The organism is Streptomyces sp. NPDC059499, from assembly GCF_042749285.1.
Classification (GTDB): Bacteria; Actinomycetota; Actinomycetes; order Streptomycetales; family Streptomycetaceae; genus Streptomyces.
The window spans coordinates 1-20,950 of the sequence record NZ_JBHYTT010000028.1 but is presented as its reverse complement, the minus strand read 5'-3'; the positions used below and the strand labels follow the sequence as shown (position 1 = coordinate 20,950).

Here is a 20,950-nt window from a genome sequence, read left to right as displayed (position 1 = left end):
GGGACGGACTCAGCGGGCGCGACGGATGCGGATCGGGCCGCGGACCTTCGAGGGCTCGACGGGGCTACCACCCTGGGTGATCTCCACCTCACCGGCATCGACCAGCCGGTGGGCCGCGTGACGTGCCGGCTCCATCAGCGCGCGCCAGCCGTCGCCCTCCCCTTCGTAGACCGCCCGTGCGGCGTCGGATGGGCAGATCGTGGCTTTCGGGTCACGCCGCTCCAACAGCTCCAGAATGGTCCGTTCCAAGCATCGGTCCATCTGCCGCTCGTCGTCCTCCACTCCCCCAGTGTCGCACCCTGGAGCGGGCGGCCAGAGGCTGTTCTCGCGCACGCGCACTCGCACCCGCTGCCGCCCTTGAAGCGTTGGCTGTACTCTCCCCCCGCGCCAGGCTGACGCACTGCGCCAACAGCTGTGGCCTTCCGTGGCTTCCCCGGCCCAAGAGGCGACGGCTGCTCTCCTGCAGGCGGCGCACGCATACACGCACACTCGCTGGAAGATCCGCCGCCGCGAGATCTACCAGTGCTCCGACCGGTCCTACCTCCTGCGGCTCCAGGGGCGTACCGGGACGTACAACTACCTCGTGCAGCTCGCCGAACTGGTCCATGACTCCGCTGCGGAGCCAGTGGACCCAGCCATCAGCTGAACATCAGTGCCCCATCACCCCTGACCTGCGCCGTGGTGAGTAGCCAAACGGCCTCTTCCCTCAGCGCCACAGGAGCCTCGTGCGTCGCGGGCGTCGAGCCTGTCACCCGATCCGTGGCCACGCTGAAAGAGCTCAGTAGGTCAGCGCGTCCTCGGCGGTACCGAAGAAGCTGGTGACCTGGCTGTCGTTGACCGTGACGGGGCCATCGTTGACCGGAACGGTCATCGGGCTCTCGGAAGCGGCGACTGCCACTTCCACCTTGTCGGCGCTCTTGCCACCCGCGGTGTCGGCGCGCGAGAACATGATCCCGGCATACGCGCTCTCGCCGGGCTTGAGAATCCAGTCCTTGCCGGCGGGTCCCATGTGCCCGGCGGCGCCGTCGAGTCCCGGAAACGTGATCACCAGCTCGTTCGGCGACAGCAGACAGGGGTCGCTGCCTTTGTTGGCGGCGGTCAGCAAGGCGTGGTTGACCGGCCTGGACGCGACGGTGACGTTGTAGGTGAGGTCGGCCGTCTCGCACATGCCGACACCTCCGTCCTGATCGTCGTCGGCCCCGGGCTTCGGCGACGACGGCGGGGTGCTGGGGCTGTCGGAGGACTTCCCGCTGCCGCCGTCACCAGGGTCGGCCGACGAGGGCGTGTCGGTGCCCTTGTCCGTACCCGTAGCGGAAGGGCTCGCGTGCGTGCCCGGGGTGGCCACGTCGTTCTCGGCGTCACCGTTGCATGCGGTCAGGGCCAGGATGCCGATCGACAGAGCGGCAAGTGCGGCGGTGGTACGGCGTGAACGAGCTGTGTGAGCCATGAGAAGTCCCCCGGGAATTGGAATGTCCCGGTGATCGTGCCCCATGGGAGCGGTGCTGCCGATTGATCGCACCGAGCGGGAGCGGTCTTCGAACAGGTTCGTGACATTGTGACGGCGGTCGTTGCGAGGGAGTACCCGGCATCGAGCGGTGGCCGTACACACGGGTCGGCCCGGCTCGGCGAGGCCCTGAGCAGGGTGAGGTCGGCGTTCACGGCGGCGCGGTCGAGGTACGGGCGACAACTGGGCCCACCTGTGCACAGTGGCGGAGAAGCGGATCGACCCCAAGGACGAGCTGGGTGCCGACCCAGGCCGACCGGCTTCGTATCGGGGTTGGGGGAACCTGCCGGATAAGTGCGCCCGCCGCAGGGACAGAGACGACGGGGAGGCCCGCAGGCCGAAGCGGCCCTCCCGCAGGGGCCTGACGACCTCTCGCATGGTTGGGGTGAGGCCATCGGCGTTTTGGTCACCCTGCCGTGACGGGAAGTGCAGCGCGGGCAGCTCCGGACGGCTCCGCGCCCGCCGGCGGCGGCTTGGCGGCCGTCCGGACCGGCGGACGGGGCGGCGTCACGCAGGGGCGCCGAGCGGCGGGTGCTCGAGCACGCGGGGCTTGTACTCGGCCAGTTGGATGCGGCGGTCGAAGGTGCGGTGGTCGATCATCTCGAGGGCAACGTCCGGATAGCCGTCGTAGATGCGTTCCTCGCCCGTGGCCCCGGTGATCACCGGGAACATCACGACCCGGAAGCGGTCGACGAGACCTGCTCGTAGCAGGGACCGGCACAGGCTGAGGCTGCCGATCGTGCTGAGGAGCCCCGAGCCGCTGGACTTCATGGCGCGGACCGCATCGACTGCGTCGTCGCGGACGAGCGTGGAGTTGGCCCACGTCAGTGGCTCCTCCAGTGAGGAGGAGAACACCACCTTGGACGCTTGCGTGAGCTCGTCGACGGACGCCTCTTCTTCGGGCCTGAACTCGTCTTGGCTACTCGGGACCTCGCCTGCGGCGAAGCCCGACATCAGGCGGTAGGTGTTCGCTCCCATCAGGTAGGTGGCTTCGGGCTGCTCGCCGAGCCATGCGAGGTACTCCGGGCCCTCGAGGCCCCAGAACCCGGGCCATCCTTCTCCCGATGCATGGCCGTCGAGGGAGGTGATGAAGTCGACGAGAAGCTCCGACATGGCGGTGTCCTTTCCTGGGGTGTCACGAGCTTGGACCGGCCGGGAGCCACAAACTCATCGGCCGCGCTGTGGAGTACGGAAAAATTCAGGACGCTGCATCGGCTGGCGACTGTCTCGGAGCGGTGTCATTTCCTCAGACGGTCCAGCAGGCTGCAGCTGCAGCTGCACGGGGACGTCGGAGGCGGCTGCCATCCGTTACACCCAAGGCCGCACAGTCTCTACTTGCTCGATGCGGCTGACGACTCCTTCTTGGACGCCGTGTCGAAGGTCCCCGGGATCTTGTCCAAGGTGTCAGGAAGGACGTCGAGGAGACCCCTAGATCTGTTCACCGGTGCTGACGGTCAGCAGTTACCGGCACCTCCACTGCAACAGCACCTCGGGACGATGCGTGAGCCGCTGCACGAGCGTGGGGAAAAGGTGGTGCGTCGCCTCGGTGGCGAGGGTGCGCTTGGAGCCAGTCGACGGGGAGCCGCTGGCAATGTCGGAGTCGTGCTGGAGGATCAAGGCGTGCTGATCGCAACTGATGAGGCAGGGCGAGTGGTCAAGAAGCCCTCGAAGCCGGCGATAGGGAAAATGCTGGCCAACCTCCAGCGTGGAAACGCGCATCTGGTCCTGGAGCGCGCGGAGGAGGACCTGGAGGGCAGCTGGTATGCCCAGGTGTTGCTGCGTGACGACAATACGTACCAACTCGAATTCCGGGACGGCGTTGCGGCCGAGCACTATCAGACGCGAACCATCTCCCAGGAGAATGTCCTGACTGCCGTGCTCGGCTGGGCGGCTGGTAGGGCGGGCTGGAAGGACGGCTTCACGCGGAACAACATCGACTCCCGGTTCAGGCCCGATGACGCTCAGGATCAGGACTGACTCGTGCACTGGCCCGGCAGGGTGCGGATGCCGCGATGACCTTCTCGCCGAAGGAAGTCAGTTTCATGGCCCAGCCCCGTTCCGCGCGTTCTGGCGAGGAAGGCGCCACCGGTGGCCCCGGCCGTGCTGCGGATCCTGGCGCTGCCGCACGACGACCCACCGGCCGAAGGCGGCAAGAGCTGAACCGAACAGCCTCGCCGGGACAGCGGTTGGCCCCGCTGTCCCGGCCTCTTGGGAGTTCAGCAGCCATGGCTGGGCAGAGGGCTTCCTGCCCTGGGCCGGCCCGTCATCCCGGCGTCACAGCTGGTGGCGGACTCCAGCCTCCTGCTGCGCGACGCTGAGCTGCTCACGAAGACCGCCCTCGATGGACCTGCGGGCAGCGCCACGCCGGAACAGTGGCAGTACGGTGCGCTGCTTGCCGTCTTCCACGAGGAGCGCCAGCCCGCCGTACAACGCGTAGGCACCGATACCGAGACCCGTCCAGCCCGCCGCGACCTGCAGTGCGTTTCCCAGGCCCGCCTCATAAAGGCCTGTGAGGCCGAAGCGCAGTGCGGTGAGGGTGAGTAGCACCGCGAACAGAGGCTTCGACTGCGCCGCCGCACCCGCGAGGGCGAGGACGAAGGGAACCAGCGCCAGAAGGAGGACTGCTTGTGCCACCACTGGCCGGCCCGGTGGGGAGTCGAGGGAGGTCACGCTCGTTCCGGCCCAAGCGCCACCGAGGAGGAGCATTGCAGTGCCGGCGCCGGCGTCGCGGGCGAGGAAGGCGAACAGTCCAGCGACTGACTGCAGGGGCACGACGAAGATGAGGACCAGAAGCAGGATACTGCTCTGTCCTGCCGGGACCCAGGCCAGCTGGAGTGAGGACCGGGACCGGACTCGGCCGCGTGAGTGAACCTTCCCGTGCCCGATCCGCCGGCCTGGATACGACAAGGCCCGCCCCGTCCCGCGACCGGAGGCCCCTGTCGGCGTACCACCCGATCACCGGAACTTGCAGGAGACAACCACAATTCTGCAGGCTGTCCGTTGCTGATCAGCGCTGACGGGCAGTCGGTCCGGGACAGCAATCGGCCTAGGAGAGGAACCCGTCCAGTGTCCGCCGAACTTTCCGACGACCTGAAGAAGCTCATCGACGACACCCCGGTCTTCGCGACCGTGGCCACGATTCAGCCCGACGGCAGCCCGCAATTGTCCATCACCTGGCTCGCCAGGGACGGCGACGATCTGCTGGTCTCCACGACCACCGGCCGTCGCAAGGAGAAGAACCTGCGTACCGATCCCCGGATCACCGTCATGATCAACCCCGCGAACGCGCCCTACACCTACGCCGAGATCCGCGGTTCGGCCACGCTGACCACTGAAGGCGGCCAGCAACTGATCGACACACTCTCGCGCAAGTACACGGGGAAGGACTACTCGGACTTCAACCCGGCGTCGAAGGACGACGCCGACCGCGTCGTCATCCGTATCACCCCGCGCAAGGTCGTCGGCTCGATCTGACACGCCCGCGCAGCGCACCTGGCAGCCCCGGAGGGGCTCGTAGGAAAGACCCTGCGGGCTCCTGGCCCGCCCGCCCCGAACCCCGTGGATCACAACGTCACACAGGCCTTTGCGGCCCCGGCCGGAGGCCGGAGTCAGGCCGCGGTCTTCTTGAAGTGCAGGTCGGCATGGCGGACGGCGTGGGAAGCAGTGGAGACCGTGGCGCCGAGCATGCTGATGCAGCCGAAGAGGAGGAAGGTGGGGCCGGCGCCCCACCCTTCCACCAAGAGGCCGAAGAGCGGGAACATCACCGGGGTGATGCCGACCGCGCTGAGCGCCTGGACGGCGGCGACCCGGCCCTGGAAGGCGAGGGCGGTGTTGGCCTGCATCAGGGCCATGGCAAGACCGCCGCAGAGGCCGGAGACCAGGCCGGCGACGAGCGCCACGGCGACCGCTAGGTGGAGGTTCGGCATCACGCCGATCAGGCCGATGCCGGCGGAGGCGACGAGCAGGGCGATGTTGTGCCAGTAGCCGGCCCGGGGGAAGCGGCCGCGCACGACGAGCAGGAGCGAGGTCGTGCAGACACCGGTGCTGAGGGCGGCGTTCACCCAGGCACCGCCGGAGGGTCCCCAGCCGCGTTCCTCGGCGAGCATGATGACGCCGATCGCCATCGGCGGGATGCAGCCGATCATGGAGAGCAGTCCGGACAGGACGAGCGGGCCGACGACGGGCTCGTGGCGCAGGTAGACGACGCCGTCGACCAGGTCGCGGCGGGCGGTGGAGTCCGCGGCGGGCTGTTCCTCGGGCGACAGCGGGGCGAGCCGGACCGCGACCAGGAGGAACAGCGAGAGGGTGAAGAGGACACCAGTCACGGCGAACGCGGCGGCGGGGCCGCCGAGCCCCATCGAGAACCCGGCGAGCGGCGGACCGGCGATGTGGCCGGACCGCTGCACCAGATTGCGCAGGCTCTGCACCCGCATCAGCTGGTCGCGGCCGGTGAGCCGAGGCGGCATGGCTCCGACCGCCGGCATGAACAGGGCGTCCACAACGCCGAAGACGAGGGCGAGCGCGACGAGCAACCAGAGGCCGGGGGTGCTGAACGCGAGCGCTGCGGCGGCCGCGAGGATCACCACAGCACGGACCGCGTCGGAGGAGATGACCACCCTGCGCGGGCCGAACCGGTCGGCGATCACACCGCCGCCGAGCATGAGGATCGCCCGGGGTATCGCGCCGACCGCCATCACCAGGCCGACCTGGGCCGGTCCGGCCACCTTCTGCGCCGCCCAGCCGAGCGCCACGAAGTAGGCGGCGTCGCCGACCACGGAGAAGGTGTAGGCGATCAGCCAGCGAAGGACGTTGCCGTCCCGGTGCACCGGGGTGGAGGGGGTGACAGCCACAACGGCGGCGGGCAGGGCCGCGTCGTGGATGGGTTCATCTGCTCGCGAGGTCACAAGCGCGCATGATCTCCCACAACGTCGTCCCCGTACAACGGAATTATTTGCCGGATGTCATGACTCTCCGGCGGCGGACCGGGGCCGCCGCCGTCAACCGCTACGAGCGGGCCGGGGTACTCCGGACGTCGCGGATGAGGAGGCCGGGGATCCTGCTGCCGGTGGGGCCGTCCTGGGCGAGATCCTGGAAGCGGCAAGGCGTACCCCTCCCGCGCCAACCGCGCCTACATGCGCAGGCGCGGCCTCAAGGCCGTCGCCCCGGAGAAGAAGGACCAGGCCGCGCACCGCAAGAAGCGAGGCAGCCGGAGCGGCTCGGTCGGAGCTCCCCCGCGTCTTGGGCACGCGCATGCCCGTGGGCTGCCACCAGCTCCTGCGCTGCTGGGGGGAGCGGCAGGAGGGCCGATCAGCACATGCCCCCGGAACCGCGTCACACGGCCGGGATCGGCTGGGTCAGGTTCACCGGGTTGCCGTCGGGGTCCTTGATGTGGGCGACGCGCTGCCCCCACGGCATGTCGCTGGGGCCGCTGCGGACCGAGCCGCCCAGAGCCTCCACGCGGCCGAGCGTCTCGTCGACGTCGTCGACCCCGATGCTGAGCAGCATCCGTGGCGCCGTCCCGGTCTCCAGGTCCGTCTTGGCCACCAGCCCGAGGTCGGTGTCGCCGATGAGCAAGCCGCGGTAGAAGGCCGGCCCTTCCTCCGGTACCCGGAAGATCTCCTCGGCGCCGAACAGCTTCGTATAGAAGCCGAGCAGGACGTCCTGGTCGGCAGTCAGGATCACGGGCTGGATGGTGGACATGGCACTCCTGTCGAGAACGGTCGTGTCACTGGGTAGACCGTTCGAGGACGGTGAACTCATCGGCAAAACCACCACCGCAGGATCTACGACACAAGCTGCCGCCCACGGCCGGCACGAGCACCCCAAAACGCGGTTACGCGACCCCGCTGACCAGCCACTTCACGATGGCGGAGCTGCCGCCGCCGGAGCCGCGGCGGCTCGGCGCGGACGGCCGCCCGGTGGGCCGGCGCTGTTCACCCCGGTGCCGCCGTCGGGCATCACCGGCTCCGGCTGGCGGGACTGCGGGACAGCAAAGGCCGAAGGTAGTCGTAACCGGCCGCGCCGATCTCACCGGGATCGGGCCGCCCCAGGACGCCGCGCAGGTTCTTCTCGCCCGGACCCACCCGGAGATCCTCGCCTTCCTCAACGAGCAGGCGCGCCGCAACCTCGCCGCCCACCACATCACCCATGAGCCAGTGACGTGGGAGCCACCCGCACACTGGCTCGACACCATCACTCTGCCGCAACCGGCTCTGGACCTCCTCATCGAGCGCGTCCGCGCCCCGCTGACCCCCGACTCCACGGCCCGGGACGTCACGCAGACGCTCGGCCTCACGGTGCACCAGTTGCGCCTGTTGATGGAGAGCCGCGGTCTGAGCGCACAGGCCCGCCCGCACAACAAAGGTACTTACCCCCGCCCACCGCGGCGGGGCTACCTGGTCCCCGACAAGCTGCGCGACCTCCACCAGCGGCAGGGCCTCCAGCAGCTGCAGATCGCCGAACTCGCCGGATGTACCACCGCCGTCGTCAAGACCGCGCTGAAGCAGGCGAATATCCCGCTGCGCCCCCGCCGCGCACCTGGCGAACTGAAACAGTCCGTCGATCCGGCATGGCTGCGCACCGAGTACCACGTCAAAGGCAGAACGCTGGCCGACATCGCCCGCGAACTGGCCGCCCCCGCCACGAACGTCTCCCCGCTCCTCGACACCTGGGGCATCCCCCGCCATCCGGCCGGCCACAGAGCACCTCCGGCCTGGCAACCGAGCCCCTTCGCGGACCTAGGCATCCCCCTGTCAGCACCGATGGAACACATCAGCACCCGCCAGGGCGGACCCGAATGGCTGCGCATCGCCCTCCTGATCCCCGGACACGTCGCTCGGCCGCCCTCACCCTGGGCATCCCCCGCACGTCACTCAACGGCCGACTGAAGATGCTTGAGACCGCCGCCGGATTCGAGATCTTCAACCACCGCACACGCCCCGTCGCCGCGACGCCACGCGGCCAGGCGCTCCTCGAAGAAGCACACCGCCTTTTCGGCCTGCTCGACCAGCGAATGCCGCACCGTGCCAACGTCGCTCCCGCACTGGCATGAATGCGTGAGCCAGACGGCGGGCCGGGGCGAAACGCCCCGGCCCGAGACCCGAGGGTGAAGGGCCACGACTAAGCAGATCAGGCGCAGAAGGGCCTAGTCCTGCACAGACAGGCGCTTTCGTGGCCCATCATGGGCCCGTGTTGCGGTCGTGCACGTGTTCCGTGGTGGGTTGTAGGTGCCTGAAGGGTCACCGGGTCCTGAAGCGGCGGTGGAGGTTACGGGCGACGTGAACGCCCGGGCCGCCGAAACCGACGATGTCGACGCGGCCGTCGCCGGTGATGTCGGCGAGGAACCGGGGATGACGGTCGACCCGCCAGGCACCCGCGTCGTCGTTGTATCCGAATCCTCGGCATACCAGCTGGGCCTGCTCGAAGGCGCCATCACCCTTGTTGTGCGATACCCAGACGCCCTCGTTGCCGAAGCCGACGATGTCCGGGGTCCCGTCGCCGGTGACGTCGGCCAGGAGCCGGAGGTGCTTCTGGCCCGTCCACCCCTGGGCCTGCCCGTAGTCGTTCAGGACGAGCTGGGAGGGCTCGAACGTGCCATCGCCGCGTCCACGTGCGACGGTGACGCCCTGCGGGCCGAAGCCGACGATGTCCGGTACCCCGCCGCTGGTGGTGGCGACCACGAACCGGGGGTGCTCCCTGACCGAGCTCCAGCCCTGGTCGACCCCGAAATCGTCGAGAACGTACAGAGGTTCGGCGAATACTCCTTCTTCGTCCTGGAGGGATACCCAGAGGCCGTCGTCGTGGCAGCCGATGACGTCGAGCCTGCCGTCACCGGTGGTGTCCGCGAGGAAGCGCGGATGCTTGTCGACCAGCCAGCCACCGGCCCCCTCGCTGTGGCCGAACGCCCGGAGGACGGGTTCGTCGGAGAGCAGTGCGAACTTTCCTTCCTCGTCCTGGAGGGATACCCAGAGGCCGTCGTCGTGGCAGCCGACGATGTCGAGCCTGCCGTCGCCGGTGACATCGGCAAGGAAGCGCGGATGCTTGTCGACGAGCCAACTGCCGGCCTGCTTGCCATGGCCGAACGCCTTGAGGACCAGTTCGCCGCCTTCGGGTGTGAACCCCCCGTCCTCGTCCTGTGCGGATACCCGGACTCCGCCGGTACACAGGGCGACCACGTCGGGCTTGCCGTTGCCCGTCAGATCCACGACTGACCACAAATCCGCCGAGTTCGGAGTGGCCACCCCCTGGTGCAGCGGGCGTTCGTCCTCGAACGTCCCGTCGCCCCGGCTGGACGAGGTCACGGCTCCCTTCGTGGATCTGATCCCCACGATGTCGGCTCGCCTTGTTCCCTTGGTGTCGGCGAGGAACCGCGCACCGACACCCGCCCAGCGCCCCGGTTCCCCGCTGGGGGAAGGGGTGACCGCGTCGTTCTTCCAGACGGCGGTGTCCTGGTCGCTTCCGAACTTCTCCAGGACCAGCAGCACGTTGCTGAAGGAGGGCGTCGCGTCGGGTGCCGGCCGCAGGGCGCTCTTGTGGTGGGTCAATCGCCAGGACTGGCGGCTGTTCCAGTGGCTCAGCGGCGCCCAGTCCAGCACGAGGTCGCTGGTGCGCTCCGGCTCGGCCGGGACGAATCGCCACCGCTGGCTCTCCGCGAGGTCGTCGTACTCGCCGAGGACGATCCGGGTGTCGTCCTTCCCGGGTGCGTCGAGGTCGAGAACGGCGCCGTCGGCCGCGCCTTCGATGAAGTAGAGGCCCGCTTCGCCCTCGACCGGGACCAGGCGCCACTGCTGGCCCTTCTTGCCCGAGGCGTCCGACTGGCGGACGCTTTGGCCTGCGGCGGCTGGGGTGTCGAGCACTTTGCTGCCGGCCGTGTTGCGGATGACGTATGCCGGGTCGTCCTGGGAACCCGGCACGGGGGTGAACTGCCACAGCTCCGGGCGCTGGCCGTCCTTGGGGTAGTCGCGGACGACGAGCGTCCCGTCCGCGGCCGGCGTGGCCTTCGCGCCGAGGGGCTGGCCTGTGGCGGCGTTGACGATCTCCAGCTTCAGTTCTTGCGTGGGCACGGGCATCGTGGTGCCTCTTCCAGGCGGTTGGTGCGACGGCTCGGGACGGGAGTGACTCGTTGGTGGGGGCGGATCACGTGAAGACGTGGTGGTAGGGGACGTCCCACTCGTTGGGCAGCCGCGGGTAGAAGGTGTTGATGACCGTCCCGGTGAAGTCCCCGCCCCAGTTGTAGGTGAGGCGCGCTTCGCTGTCCTTCGCCACGGTGTGGTCCTTGAACCCGAGGATGGCGTCGGGGTGGGTGATCGGGACGAAGGTGATCCCGCCCCACGGCGTCACGGTGACGATCCACAGTTGGGTGTCCTCCGTCGCACCATTCTTGCCGCGCCACTTGTCGGCCACCTTGGCGGGCAGGCCCACCTGCAGGGTGTCGGCCGTGCTCTGCGGGGCGTCCTGGTGGACGGTGACGCGCCTGCGCTGCGGCTTCGGGGTTCCGTCGTCGCCACGACCGGCGTCCGCATCTGCCGTGCCTGCCGTGCCGGCGGGCGGGGGTGTCACCTGGCCCGCGGCGCTTTCGATGAAGTACAGCGGGCGCTGGCCGAAGAAGCCGCCGGGGGTGATGTGCCAGAGGTGACCCTGCGCGTCCTTGGTGGCCGGGTCGAGCGCGGTGGCCAGTTTGACGCCCTTGTCGTGGCTGCTCGCAGCCAGTTCCGCGGGTCGCAGGTATCCGCCGTTGAAGGCGTGGACGAGCATGACCGGCCGGTTTTCGACGAGGGCGGCCACGATGGCGTTGTCGTAGCTGTTCACCGCCACCGGGCCGCCGACCACCAAATTCGCCATTGCCGTGCGTTCTTGGGTGTACATCGCGGAAACCTCACCTGTTCTCGATGTGGGGAACAACGCCTCAGTCGTTCAGTGAAATGGTTTATCACGCAGCATTCCGCCCGCCCGGTCGTGCACGGGAGAGGGGGGCTCCATAACCGAATATGCGACCGAAGCAAATGTGATCAAAGTGGCAAAATTCTAGGTCACCGCGCTGCGATGGAAGGCCAGAGGGGTCTCGATCGGGTGATCAAGGGCGACAGGGAATCTTGACCACCCATTTGAGTGCGATCCGCAGAAGTGCCTACTCGGCCAAGGGAGCCGCTGTTAGCTTCATTTGCCGGAGCGCGTGCAGATTCCCTTTTCGCCATTTCGCCGAGTGCGGTTTCAGCCAGATCAGTCGAGGACAGAAATTGCCTTCCAACGCGTACAACCTGGAACGGGCCAAGCGCCAGCCGCTGACGAAGAAGAACCTGCGGGAACTCAACATCGAGCAGACCTGGCAGTCCATCCTGGAGCACCCCAACCTGGTCTACGTCGACGAGTACGGGGTGCGGCACAAGCCTGTCGGGTTCTCCGTGAACAAGTCGAGCTTCGGGTCCTTCCCCGGCACCGCGTACCAACTGGGCTGGCTCGCCTACATGAACCTCGGGGAGCCGCTGATGGAGGAGCGGCGCAACATCACACAGCCGCCGCCCGACACGTTCTCCTCGCGCACCTACGTCAACCGCAGCCAGTCCCCGATGAACTTCAGCGACTCGGTCGACTTCACCGTGTCGAACGGGGCCACCTGGTCACTCTCGGGAGACACCAAGCTCACCTTCGGCGGCAACGTCAGCGCGCAGCTGCAGCTGCAGCTGCAGAACAAGCTCGGCCTGAACCTGCAGGGGCAGCTCGGGACGCAGCTCAAGAATGAGATGGCGAACAAGAACGCCAACACGGTGACGAACAAGAACAGCAAGGACAGTGTGGGCGTGGACAACGCCAATACGGTCGACACGGCGGTGAGCAACGGGATGACGAACTCCGCATCGGCCTCGATGACCGGCTCGGTGGACTTCACCACCACGGGCAGCGCCTCCGGCACAGCGGGCCTCAATGCCGCCCTGGCTCAGGGCATCGCGGCCTCCGTCGGCGGGTCCCTGTCCACCGGCTGGGCGTCGAAGTCCCAGATCTCCGGCACGGTCCCGCCGGGCTCCCGCGTGGAGACCATCGTCACGCAGCGCCGGGCCCTCAAGCAATACACCTACGAGATCCCGGTGACCTTCTCCGGGCTGCTCGCGGTGAAGTACGCGGTACCGGTGTCCGTCCTATCGCCGCCGCAGCCGGACGACTATCCCCGGCTCGACCAGCTGGTCGCCCGCGATATCAGCGACCTCGACCTGGCGGGCGGCGGCTTCCGCATGAAGGGGCTGGCCGAGGTCGTCTCCGCCCTGGAGGTCCACCACACGATGTTCGACGGCGAGAGCCTCACCGACAGCGAACGAGACCTGTACAAGAAGCCGTGACCGGCAGGCTGCCGCCACGACGACCAGAGGGGACAACCATGGTGCTCAAAAACGTCTTCGACTCCGCCGGAACGGGCGCGGGGCTCTTCTCGGTGACCACCGGCCGCGACAAGCCGCGACCGGGAGCGGGCGTCGACTTCGAGGACGCTGACGACGACACGTACGACGACACGACCACGAGCCTGTTCACCAGCGGGATCCACGGTGCGTCCCACCGGGCGAAAATCGTGCAGGAACAGGCGCCCGAAGCCCGGGCCATCCTTGGCTTCCTCGCCTCCTTCATCCAGACCACCCAGGCATCCGCCGGCACCCAGGCCGCCTACGCCCAGGACCCCGGCTCGGTATCCACGGCGGCGGCCGCCGGCATGGAGAAGTCCAGCGAGACCGTGACCCGGCACAGCGACCTGCAGAAGGACGAGGGCCTGCAGGCACCGAAGAGGGACGACTTCAAAGCACCGGACGCCCCGGCATCGCCCAAGGCAGATCAGCCCCCCAAGGCGCCCAAGGCCACCGCCGAGAAGCCGTCCGACTCCAAGTAGGTTCACAAATCCGATTGGTCAGGGGCGGTACCGCCCCTGACCAATCGTGCGTTCACACAGGCAGCAGCTGCCACTGCCGGTCGCGGTGGTCGCCCTGCGCCCCGTACTGCTTGACCACGGCAGGGGCGTTGGTGTCGACGCGCAGCAGCAGACCGCTGTTGCGGTTCGCGATCTCATAGACCCGCGGGGTGTCGGCCACCGACCCCACCGGGATCAGCCGCCACTGCTGGTGGTCCACACCGTTGCCCTCGTAGGCCCGCTGCACGACGACCGCCCCGTCTGCCGTTCCCCCTCCGACGACTTCCAGGACCTTGCCGCTGCGCAGGTTCTCGATCCGGTACAGAATGTCGCCGCCGTCCTGACCTGTCGCGATCAGCCGCCACTGCTGGTGAGCCCTGGAGGAGGAAAGGGACTGGTGGATCTCGGCGCCATCCTTCGTGGACTCACGCAAGACCCCCATCCGCAGCCTACTGCGCACGTTGGCCCAGGAGACCACGGTGCCCGACTCGGGAAGCCCGGCCATCCTCTGCGACGCGATCTTCCGGATCCGGTTGTTGAGGTGGTCGGCGATGTAGAGGGTGTCGACACAGTCCACAGCGAGCCCGAACGGGTTGTTCAGCTGGGCGGCTGCGGCCGGGCCGTCGTCGCCGCCGAAACCCGCAGTGCCCTTGCCGGCGAGCGTAGTGATCTGCCCGTCCGGCGTCACCTTCCGGACTCGGTGGTTGTTGTAGTCGGAGATGTAGAGGGTGCCGGCGCTGTCCACCACCACCCCCAGTGGCAGGTTCAGCTGTGCAGAGGTCGCCGGGCCGCCGTCACCGCTGAATCCCGCGGTGCCCTTACCGACGACCGTGCTGATGGTCCCGTCGGACGCGACCTTGCGGACGCGGTGGTTGTTCCCATCGGTGATGTACAGGATGTCCGCGTCATCCACCGCCAAGGCGTACGGGCGGTTCAACTGCGCGGAAGCCGCCGGGCCATCGTCTCCCTTGTATCCCGCTACGCCGGTCCCCGCGACCGTACTGATTTTTCCATCCGTGCTGACCTTCCGCACCCGGTTGTTGCTGTGGTCGGAGATGTAGAGAGCGCCGGAGCTGTCCACCGCCACCCCCAACGGATAGTTCAACTGCGCCTTGGAGGCCGGACCTCCGTCACCGCTGAACCCCGCGACGCCCGTTCCGGCAACTGTGTCGATCTTCCCATCAGGGGTGATCACCCGAACCCGGTGGTTCGCGGCATCAGTGACGTAGACACTGCCCCCCGCGTCCACCGCCACCTCGCGCGGGCAGTTCAGCAGCGCCGAGGCAGCAGGACCGCCGTCACCCCGGTAGCCAGCCCCGGTGCCGGCGACCGTGCTGACTTTGCCGTCGGTACTGATCTTCCGGACCCGGTGGTTGTTGTAGTCGGAGAAGTAGAGGCTGCCGGTGCTGTCCAGCGCGATGCCGTACGGACGATTCAGCTGAGCCGCGACGGCCAGCTCGTTGTCTCCCTTGAACCCCGCTACCCCCGTCCCCGCGACCGTGTTGATCCGAGGTGCCGACTCCTCGCTGCCGGTGGCTGCCGCTTGTGGAGTGCTCACTGTCGTCCCTTCGCTGTTCACCGACCGCTCGCTACAGCCGGTTGTACATTGATCTCAGCAAGTCACAGGGGTCGCCGGTCGGGAAAGTCACTGATGGGTGCATTCACGCTTTCCGTTGACGGCGCTCAGCCCCCAGAGGTGTGGCGAACGGGCGCGGCGAGCCGTGCGGCCAGCCACCTGCGGCGGACAATTGCACGGTGCCTGACATGCTGCGCATCTGGATGAGACACGAATCCCGGCAGACCGAACGGCGTGCTGCCCTTGTGCCCGAGGACGCCCGCAAGCTGATTGCGGAAGGTGTGCACCTGACGGTCGAGGAATCGTCGCAGCGCGCCTTTCCCGCCCGCGCGTACGCCGAGGCCGGGTGCGTGATCGCGCAGCCGGGCAGCTGGGCGAGTCACTGCCCCGAGACGGACATCGTCCTGGGCCTCAAGGAACTACCCGACGAACCCACGAACCTGATTCATCAACACATTCTCTTCGGGCACGCCTACAAAGGGCAGCCGGAGGCACCGCGACTGCTGCGGCGTTTCACGGCGGGCGGCGGCACTCTCCTCGACCTTGAACAGCTCCTCGACGCCGAAGGCTGCCGGATCGCGGCCTTCGGCTACTGGGCGGGCTACGTAGGCGCGTCACTCGCCGTTCTCCAGCACCGGGGCGAGCTGACGGTGCCGCTCGCTCCCTCATCCAGCAAGGAACTGCGCAGACGGCTGGCCCCCGGCCGACGCATGGGTGCGGCCAGCGCCGTGGTGATCGGAGCGGACGGGCGCACGGGGCGCGGGGCCTGCGACGCACTCGGTGTGGCCGGTATCCGGCCGACCCGTTGGGGGTCCGATGACACCCGGGACCTGGACCGTGACGCGCTGCTCGCACACGACCTCCTCGTCAACGCCATCGGATGCGATCGGCCCGTGCCTCCGTTCCTGACGAAGGCAGACCTCGACAACGAGCGGCGGCTGTCGGTGATCGCTGACGTGACGTGCGACGTGGGATCTGAACTCAACGCCCTCCCCGTCTACGACCACGTCACCGACTGGGACAAACCCGTCGAACGGCTGCGGGAGGGCCCCAGGCCCCTGGACATCATCGCCATCGACAACCTCCCCTCCCTCGTTCCGGCCGAGGCCAGCCGGGCCTTCTCCGCCGACCTGTGGCCCCTTCTCCTGTTACTGCGGGAGGGCTCGGAAGTCTGGGACCGCTGCCAGGGGGCGTTCCGCCATGCTCTCGCCTCACTTGGCTGACGGGGCTGAACGGCCCAGAGTCCGTTCGGGATCGACACCGGGGAACTCGGCGAGCCACAGCGCGTAGAAGGCAGCCTCCTCTTCGGCGTCGCCCACCACGGTGCCAGCAGCGCTCTCTGCCGTCAGGGCGTCCTTGGCCCCGGAACCGTGGCCGAACTGGAGCTTCCCGCGACGCAGGATCTCCTCCGGCAGCCAGACGGCGAAGGCGTCCCGCAGGAGCTTCTTCTCCTCCATGCCGGGACCGGTCATCTTGTACTCCGGCGAGATCGACAGGGCCAGCTCGATGACGTCCCGGTCCAGGAACGACACCCGGGCCTCCAGCCCGTACGCCATCGTCGTGCGGTCGCAGCGCTGCAGATTCTCCCACTGCAGCTTGCCCCTCCACGATCGACACCAGCCTCGCAAGGGCGTCCGGGTGTAGATACGGCTCGCGGTGGCAGTCGGGGTAGTCGGCGAACAACCCGTCCGCCCCCTCCCCGGTCAGGACCGTATGCACGTGCCGGGAGGCGTACTCGGCAAGCAGCAGGTTCGGCACCGCGCTGCGTACCGGATGACGTCGAAATGCTCGATCGCCCGCACCGCTCTCGGCAGCGCCGCCACCGCCTCCTCGGGCCTCATCACCGCCTCGTGGTCGTCGGTGCCGAGATACTCCGCGACCACACGCGCGGCCAGCAGATCGGAGCTTTCAGGCTTACCGGCCGCGAACGTCGGCAGCGCCCGGCTGCGACCGTGACGCTTGCCGTACTCCGCGGCCACGGCCGTGACGATCGCCGACTCAAGACCGCCAGAGAGGAAGTCACCGATGCCGACGTCGCTCATCATCCGGTCCGACACCGCGGTGACGACCGTCTCGCGTACCGCCTTGAGCAGTGCCTCGTCCCACAGACCCGGTGTGGCCGGAACCTGCGGGCGTCGGGCGGGGCGAACCCGGGGCGGGACGGCGTCAGCGAAGCGGACCAGCCCACCCTTCCGGGTCCAGCAGCATCCCGGAGGGAAGCTCTCCGCCCATGGACGGTCGGCGGAATCGAAGGCACGCAGCTCGCTGGCGAACAGCACGCGGTCATCCCCGCGTACCCAGTACAGCGACTTCACCCCAGGGTGTCGCGGGCGACCTGGAGCGAGCCGGCTTCGCCCACGTAGGCGAGGGTAAACATGCCGCGCAGCCGGATCAGCCCGGCGGGACCGTCATCCAGCAGCACGTGCAGGGCCGCCTCGCTGTCGGAGCCCGTCATGAAGCGTTCAGGACCCAGTTCCTCCCTGAGCCGGCGGTGGTTGCAGATCTCATCGTTGGTGACAAGGCAGGAACGGCCGTCAGGCCCCACGAGCAGCTGGTGGCCACCCTGCAGATCCATGATGGAGAGCCGCTGATGGCCCAGCCAGACATCTCCGCGGCGCGTCTCGCCCGAGTCGTCCGGGCCGCGGTGCGCGATCCGGGCCAGCATCTCCCGACACAGCGGAACACTGACCTCACCGACCGCCGCAACGATTCCACACATACTCGGTCATCTTTCCTGAAGCTGACAACGGACGTCGTACCGGCACTCCGCTGGTCCGCCATGGGCGGTGGCCCGCAGTACCGATCTGGTTCAGCGGGCGTCGCCACTCTTGGCGTCATCGCACACGAACTCCGTCACCAAACAACCTGCGTCCGCCGCGACGGAACCCACCGCGCCTCCAAGCACTCGAATGAGGGGCAGCCAGTCAGCCGCGCCAGGCACTCGAAGCTGTGCCTTCGTCCGGTCGTCACCAAGGTGGACGAGGCGGGCCGCATAGGCGGTGAAGCCCTGGCCCGCCCCGAGCAAGGGCTTCGTGCTCCCGGAGGCTGGTCCGTCCTGACAAGCTCAGCCCGGCGGATGTTCGCGTCGGTCTCCGTCACGTGGACACTTCCGTCGAGCTGTGGCGGCACGTCCAGCCCCGGACCGAGGTCGCTGGTCCCCAGCCTCCGCAACATAGACGACGATCGCCGGTTACCGAAACCGGCGATCCTCGCGACACTTAAAACTCCCCCTCAGCCGCGACTAGCAGCAACCAGCCAGGCGCGCGGCCTGCTCGCCGCCACGCCGCAATACCCTCCGCGAGCTCTGCTCGCGAAGTAACGCTGGGTAGCGTGAGTGGGCTGCGGTTGCTCGCGAACTTGCGGAACCTACAGCCTTCATCCCTGAGCCCTGAGCCCTGAGCCCTGAGCCCTGAGCCCTGAGAACCTCTAACAGAATGATCAACCGCCGAGAGCGATCCTGACGGATGCCGCATGATGTCGGCCTCGACATGGGGGTGTTCATGAGTACGTGGAGGATCAGGCAGACCCGGATCTTCACTGGTCGGAAGAAGTGGCCCTTCTACGTCTTCACGCGGGTCACGGATCCGGTTGCGCTGATGGCTCTCCATGATCATCTTCATGAGGAGCATGGAGCTCTGTGGTGGCCGGATCGGTCCTGGGAAGGATGGTTGCCGATCGCTGCTCCAGGCATGATCGCGCCGGTTGGGGCACCCACTCTCACAACCACATCCCGGAGACCAGCTGGGAGTGAGACGGCAACGCCCTCGCGCTATCGGCCAGCCTGTCCGGGCAGGGACGCAAGACGTCGCCAGCCGATGCGGCTAAGGGGCTGTCCCGTAAACGATCTTTGACGTGCGGGCTGCTTGACTACCCGCCGACGGTGAGGTTGTGCAGTCGAGCGATGCCGAGCATGGCGTGGTGCACGCCGTCGCCTTTGAGGAGCTGTCCGGCCAATCACGTGGAGGTGGAGGAAAGCGGCGGGCCTGGGGGCTGTTGGCCCTGATAGAACATGGGTCGATGGGTATTCAGGAACGTGACCGCAAGGTATACCGGCCTCTGCTGCGAGCTGGCCTCGAGGTGATCCCCAATGCTGTGCCAGCGGGCACGATGCCATTCGTCCGCGGATACGGTGCGGAGGACGTGGCCGGAGGCTTCTCGCACCGATACGACACCTCGCGGCTGGTCGAGCGCCTCAACGCGGACTGGTACGACCTGGCGGTCTCCTCGGGCCTTTTCGACCTCCAGCGGGAGTTCCTCGTGCAGCTTCCACAGGGCACCCGTTCGCACCGGGCCGCTCTGCAGCACCTGCACAGCGGCAACACTGCACCGGCGCTCTGGGCCCGGGTCCGGTTGCTGGATCACTGGGACATCATGGGCCGAGGCGCGGCATCGGCGTTTCTGGGCGTGCACGCGGGCCACCCGGGTTTCGGCATGATGGCTCTGGACGGCAGCGTGTACCTCGAAGCCTCGACGGGCGAGACCGGCATCGACGTGCTCGTGGTGCATCACCCGGGCCGCTCAGAGAACGTCCTGCGACACCTGGAATGGATCACGCGTTACGACAGGCCCTACGCAAACCGCGAGAAAAAGCAGCGTGTCGCCGTCTGGCTCGCCGGCCGTGCAAGGGGCTTTTCGGGTCGCTGATGGGGAGGTCCCGGACGAGCTGACTGATCATGTGCGGAGCCAGATGACGAGGGCGGCCGCGGTGACAGTGCCGAGGAAGACGTACCCGCGCTTGTCGTAACGGGTCGCGACGGCGCGGGAGTTCTTCAGCTTGTTGATTGCCCTCTCCACGGTGTTGCGCTTCTTGTACCGCTCCTCGTCGAACCACGGTGGCCGTCCGCCTCGAGATCCCTTGCGTAGACGGGCGGCCTGACTGTCGGCCTTCTCCGGGATTGTGTGCCGGATGCCGCGCCGCCGCAGGTACTGACGGCAGGGACCGTTGCTGTATGCCTTGTCGGCCGCGACACTGTGGGGCTTCTTGCGGGGTCTGCCCAGCCCGCGGCGGGGGACCCGGATCTTCTCCAGCACCGAAACGAACTGGGTGCAGTCGGCTCGCTGCCCGGGCGTGACGATCAGAGACAGCGGGCGGCAGGAGCCGTCCGCGCTCAAGTGGATCTTGCTGGTGAAGCCGCCGCGCGAGCGGCCCAGGCCCTCGCCTCCCGCACCACCTCCACCAGTCGGCCGACGAGGCTCTGCCACGGACTTTCGTCCTGGTGTTCCAATATCTTGCCCGCTTTTGAGTCACCGAGGGCTGGCGGCGGGTCGGTGCGGGCGCCGGCCGCGTGCTGGTGCGCGCGCACGATGGTGGAATCCACCGAGACATCCCAGTCGATCTCGCCCACCACATCGGCCTCAGCCTGTACCTGCTGCAGCAGCCGTTCCCAGGTGCCGTCCGCAGACCAGAGCCGATGGCGCTCGTAGACCGTATTCCACGGCCCGAACCGCTCCGGCAGGTCGCGCCAGTGCACCCCGGTCCGCACCCGGTGCAAGATCCCGTCGATCGCCTGCCGGTGATCACGCCACCGCCCGCATCGGCCGTTGCTGACAGGCAGGAACGGCCGCAACCGTTCCCACTCCTCGTTCGACAGATTCCCTCGTTCACCCCGCCCCATACGCGGGACAACGATCCGACCAGGCGACAGTCACATGATCGACCGGACAGTTCCTAGTAGGGCTTTGTTAGGTGGTGTCGTAGGTCTGCCATGGGGTGGGTTGCCGACAGGTGGAGCAGGTGCCGGTCCAGGTGGCTAGCAGGTGTTGGAGGAGGTCCAGGGCCTGGTAGAGGGTCAGGCCACCCTGGCAGGGACTTTGGGCAGGACCGCTGTTCGGTCAGGAAGAGGTGGGCGGCGGTGACGAGGGTGACGTGGCGGTGCCAGCCGGTGAACGAGCGGCCCTCGAAGTGGTCGAGCCCGAGCGTCGTCTTCAGCTCGCGGTAGTCGTGTTCGATGCGTCAGCGCAGTTTCGCAAGGCGGACGAGATC

21 protein-coding genes and 5 pseudogenes are annotated in these 20,950 nt (G+C 67.9%); 10 read left to right on the top strand and 16 right to left on the bottom strand.

Going from position 1 to position 20,950, the window contains the following annotated elements:
* Positions 1–9: 9 nt before the first annotated feature.
* Positions 10–282, bottom strand: a complete 273-nt coding sequence (locus ACFW9O_RS35845; RefSeq protein ID WP_384615284.1) for a DUF3253 domain-containing protein — start codon at positions 280–282, stop codon at positions 10–12.
* Positions 283–424: 142 nt separating this feature from the next.
* Here ACFW9O_RS35845 and ACFW9O_RS35840 point away from each other — a divergent pair, with 142 nt between their 5' ends.
* Positions 425–646, top strand: a complete 222-nt coding sequence (locus ACFW9O_RS35840; RefSeq protein ID WP_384615282.1) for a hypothetical protein — start codon at positions 425–427, stop codon at positions 644–646.
* Positions 647–778: 132 nt separating this feature from the next.
* Here ACFW9O_RS35840 and ACFW9O_RS35835 read toward each other — a convergent pair whose 3' ends face one another.
* From ACFW9O_RS35835 to ACFW9O_RS35825, 3 genes and pseudogenes are all read right to left on the bottom strand, one after another.
* Positions 779–1,447, bottom strand: a complete 669-nt coding sequence (locus tag ACFW9O_RS35835; RefSeq protein WP_384615280.1) for a DUF4232 domain-containing protein — start codon at positions 1,445–1,447, stop codon at positions 779–781.
* 564 nt (positions 1,448–2,011) lie between these two features.
* Complete coding sequence (locus ACFW9O_RS35830; protein ID WP_384615279.1) at positions 2,012–2,617, bottom strand: dihydrofolate reductase family protein; 606 nt, start codon at positions 2,615–2,617, stop codon at positions 2,012–2,014.
* A gap of 198 nt (positions 2,618–2,815) precedes the next feature.
* Positions 2,816–3,149: pseudogene (locus ACFW9O_RS35825) on the bottom strand (hypothetical protein); the annotation flags it as partial.
* Here ACFW9O_RS35825 and ACFW9O_RS35820 point away from each other — a divergent pair.
* The gene (locus ACFW9O_RS35820) at positions 3,125–3,481 is read left to right on the top strand and encodes a hypothetical protein (protein ID WP_384615278.1); all 357 of its coding nucleotides are present in this window, start codon (positions 3,125–3,127) and stop codon (positions 3,479–3,481) included. The pseudogene ACFW9O_RS35825 and the gene ACFW9O_RS35820 sit on opposite strands and share 25 nt — an antisense overlap.
* A 297-nt stretch (positions 3,482–3,778) precedes the next feature.
* Here ACFW9O_RS35820 and ACFW9O_RS35815 read toward each other — a convergent pair whose 3' ends face one another.
* Positions 3,779–4,390 carry a hypothetical protein gene (locus tag ACFW9O_RS35815; protein WP_384615334.1) on the bottom strand — a complete coding sequence of 204 codons (612 nt, stop codon included), beginning with the start codon at positions 4,388–4,390 and terminating at the stop codon, positions 3,779–3,781.
* 180 nt (positions 4,391–4,570) lie between these two features.
* On the opposite strand from ACFW9O_RS35815, the gene ACFW9O_RS35810 reads away from it, so the two are divergent.
* Positions 4,571–4,978 carry a PPOX class F420-dependent oxidoreductase gene (locus tag ACFW9O_RS35810; RefSeq protein WP_384615277.1) on the top strand — a complete coding sequence of 136 codons (408 nt, stop codon included), beginning with the start codon at positions 4,571–4,573 and terminating at the stop codon, positions 4,976–4,978.
* A gap of 134 nt (positions 4,979–5,112) precedes the next feature.
* Here the strand turns inward: ACFW9O_RS35810 and ACFW9O_RS35805 are convergent, their stop codons facing one another.
* Positions 5,113–6,408: an MFS transporter gene (locus ACFW9O_RS35805; RefSeq protein WP_384615276.1), complete on the bottom strand. Its 1,296-nt coding sequence runs from the start codon at positions 6,406–6,408 to the stop codon at positions 5,113–5,115.
* Between the two features lie 165 nt (positions 6,409–6,573).
* On the opposite strand from ACFW9O_RS35805, the pseudogene ACFW9O_RS35800 reads away from it, so the two are divergent.
* Positions 6,574–6,720: pseudogene (locus tag ACFW9O_RS35800) on the top strand (IS5/IS1182 family transposase); the annotation flags it as partial.
* A 115-nt stretch (positions 6,721–6,835) separates the two neighbouring features.
* Here ACFW9O_RS35800 and ACFW9O_RS35795 read toward each other — a convergent pair.
* Complete coding sequence (locus ACFW9O_RS35795) at positions 6,836–7,204, bottom strand: VOC family protein (protein ID WP_384615274.1); 369 nt, start codon at positions 7,202–7,204, stop codon at positions 6,836–6,838.
* Between the two features lie 170 nt (positions 7,205–7,374).
* Positions 7,375–7,581: pseudogene (locus tag ACFW9O_RS35790) on the bottom strand (ISAs1 family transposase); the annotation flags it as partial.
* A gap of 78 nt (positions 7,582–7,659) precedes the next feature.
* Here ACFW9O_RS35790 and ACFW9O_RS35785 point away from each other — a divergent pair.
* Complete coding sequence (locus tag ACFW9O_RS35785; RefSeq protein WP_384615273.1) at positions 7,660–8,391, top strand: hypothetical protein; 732 nt, start codon at positions 7,660–7,662, stop codon at positions 8,389–8,391.
* A gap of 2 nt (positions 8,392–8,393) precedes the next feature.
* A complete protein-coding gene (locus ACFW9O_RS35780; protein WP_384615272.1) occupies positions 8,394–8,555 on the top strand; it encodes a hypothetical protein in 162 nt (53 codons plus the stop codon).
* Positions 8,556–8,742: 187 nt separating this feature from the next.
* On the opposite strand, the gene ACFW9O_RS35775 is transcribed toward ACFW9O_RS35780, so the two are convergent.
* Both ACFW9O_RS35775 and ACFW9O_RS35770 read right to left on the bottom strand, forming a co-directional pair.
* Positions 8,743–10,572, bottom strand: a complete 1,830-nt coding sequence (locus tag ACFW9O_RS35775; RefSeq protein ID WP_384615271.1) for an FG-GAP-like repeat-containing protein — start codon at positions 10,570–10,572, stop codon at positions 8,743–8,745.
* Between the two features lie 67 nt (positions 10,573–10,639).
* The gene (locus ACFW9O_RS35770) at positions 10,640–11,368 is read right to left on the bottom strand and encodes a hypothetical protein (RefSeq protein WP_351177984.1); all 729 of its coding nucleotides are present in this window, start codon (positions 11,366–11,368) and stop codon (positions 10,640–10,642) included.
* Between the two features lie 371 nt (positions 11,369–11,739).
* Between ACFW9O_RS35770 and ACFW9O_RS35765 the strand changes: the two genes are divergently transcribed.
* Both ACFW9O_RS35765 and ACFW9O_RS35760 read left to right on the top strand, forming a co-directional pair.
* Positions 11,740–12,834 carry a hypothetical protein gene (locus tag ACFW9O_RS35765; RefSeq protein WP_384615269.1) on the top strand — a complete coding sequence of 365 codons (1,095 nt, stop codon included), beginning with the start codon at positions 11,740–11,742 and terminating at the stop codon, positions 12,832–12,834.
* A gap of 38 nt (positions 12,835–12,872) precedes the next feature.
* Entirely contained in the window at positions 12,873–13,373 is a 501-nt protein-coding gene (locus ACFW9O_RS35760) for a hypothetical protein (protein ID WP_384615267.1), read from the top strand.
* A 52-nt stretch (positions 13,374–13,425) separates the two neighbouring features.
* On the opposite strand, the gene ACFW9O_RS35755 is transcribed toward ACFW9O_RS35760, so the two are convergent.
* Positions 13,426–14,949 (bottom strand): RICIN domain-containing protein, encoded by a 1,524-nt coding sequence (locus ACFW9O_RS35755; RefSeq protein WP_384615265.1) that lies wholly within the window; start codon positions 14,947–14,949, stop codon positions 13,426–13,428.
* Positions 14,950–15,170: 221 nt separating this feature from the next.
* On the opposite strand from ACFW9O_RS35755, the gene ACFW9O_RS35750 reads away from it, so the two are divergent.
* Complete coding sequence (locus tag ACFW9O_RS35750; protein ID WP_384615263.1) at positions 15,171–16,190, top strand: saccharopine dehydrogenase; 1,020 nt, start codon at positions 15,171–15,173, stop codon at positions 16,188–16,190.
* Here the strand turns inward: ACFW9O_RS35750 and ACFW9O_RS35745 are convergent.
* The 3 genes from ACFW9O_RS35745 to ACFW9O_RS35735 all read right to left on the bottom strand — a co-directional run bounded on the left by ACFW9O_RS35745 (position 16,179) and on the right by ACFW9O_RS35735 (position 17,686).
* A complete protein-coding gene (locus ACFW9O_RS35745) occupies positions 16,179–16,523 on the bottom strand; it encodes an asparagine synthase-related protein (RefSeq protein WP_384615262.1) in 345 nt (114 codons plus the stop codon). The genes ACFW9O_RS35750 and ACFW9O_RS35745 overlap by 12 nt on opposite strands.
* Positions 16,524–16,670: 147 nt before the next feature.
* On the bottom strand, positions 16,671–17,246 hold the full coding sequence (locus ACFW9O_RS35740) for an asparagine synthase-related protein (RefSeq protein WP_384615261.1): 576 nt from the start codon (positions 17,244–17,246) through the stop codon (positions 16,671–16,673).
* A gap of 32 nt (positions 17,247–17,278) precedes the next feature.
* Positions 17,279–17,686 carry a hypothetical protein gene (locus ACFW9O_RS35735; protein ID WP_384615260.1) on the bottom strand — a complete coding sequence of 136 codons (408 nt, stop codon included), beginning with the start codon at positions 17,684–17,686 and terminating at the stop codon, positions 17,279–17,281.
* Between the two features lie 1,298 nt (positions 17,687–18,984).
* On the opposite strand from ACFW9O_RS35735, the gene ACFW9O_RS35730 reads away from it, so the two are divergent.
* A complete protein-coding gene (locus ACFW9O_RS35730) occupies positions 18,985–19,611 on the top strand; it encodes a hypothetical protein (protein WP_384615333.1) in 627 nt (208 codons plus the stop codon).
* Positions 19,612–19,638: 27 nt separating this feature from the next.
* Here ACFW9O_RS35730 and ACFW9O_RS35725 read toward each other — a convergent pair.
* Both ACFW9O_RS35725 and ACFW9O_RS35720 read right to left on the bottom strand, forming a co-directional pair.
* A pseudogene (locus ACFW9O_RS35725) lies at positions 19,639–20,582 on the bottom strand (IS5 family transposase).
* Positions 20,583–20,717: 135 nt separating this feature from the next.
* Positions 20,718–20,950 (bottom strand): annotated as a pseudogene (locus ACFW9O_RS35720) (transposase); the annotation flags it as partial.